Raw genomic sequence first — 520 nt, 5'->3', positions numbered from 1 at the left:
GGCGCGGGACAGAATCGAACTGCCGACACACGGAGCTTCAATCCGTTGCTCTACCAACTGAGCTACCGCGCCATATTTTAAAATTATTAATTGAATAACAAGAACGACGGTTCCGACGGGAATCGAACCCGCGATCTCCTGCGTGACAGGCAGGCATGTTAACCCCTACACCACGGAACCAGTTCATTATGGAGGTTAACGGGATCGAACCGCTGACCCTCTGCTTGTAAGGCAGATGCTCTCCCAGCTGAGCTAAACCTCCAACATTCAATTAAAATGACCCGTACGGGATTCGAACCCGTGTTACCGCCGTGAAAGGGCGGTGTCTTAACCGCTTGACCAACGGGCCAGGTAAACTTATTACGGAGAGTAAGGGATTCGAACCCTTGAGACAGTTTGCACCATCTACATGATTTCCAATCATGCTCCTTCGGCCTCTCGGACAACTCTCCAGAGTGAAAGAAGCTCAATACTCTTTCTCAAAATGAGAACTCCGGCAGTAGGACTCGAACCTACGACA

General features: G+C 50.2%; 5 tRNA genes. All 5 read right to left on the bottom strand.

Annotated elements, in window-relative coordinates:
• The 5 genes from HMPREF2988_RS11170 to HMPREF2988_RS11150 all read right to left on the bottom strand — a co-directional run bounded on the left by HMPREF2988_RS11170 (position 1) and on the right by HMPREF2988_RS11150 (position 452).
• Positions 1-72, bottom strand: a tRNA-Phe gene (locus HMPREF2988_RS11170).
• Positions 73-107: 35 nt separating this feature from the next.
• Positions 108-180, bottom strand: a tRNA-Asp gene (locus tag HMPREF2988_RS11165).
• A gap of 9 nt (positions 181-189) precedes the next feature.
• Positions 190-262, bottom strand: a tRNA-Val gene (locus HMPREF2988_RS11160).
• A gap of 15 nt (positions 263-277) precedes the next feature.
• Positions 278-349: transfer RNA gene (locus HMPREF2988_RS11155), tRNA-Glu, on the bottom strand.
• A 14-nt stretch (positions 350-363) separates the two neighbouring features.
• Positions 364-452: transfer RNA gene (locus HMPREF2988_RS11150), tRNA-Ser, on the bottom strand.
• Positions 453-520: the final 68 nt, after the last annotated feature.

The sequence above is a fragment of the Enterococcus sp. HMSC061C05 genome (assembly GCF_001814765.1).
Classification (GTDB): domain Bacteria; phylum Bacillota; class Bacilli; order Lactobacillales; family Enterococcaceae; genus Enterococcus_B; species Enterococcus_B lactis.
This window is presented reverse-complemented; position numbering and strand designations above follow the sequence as displayed.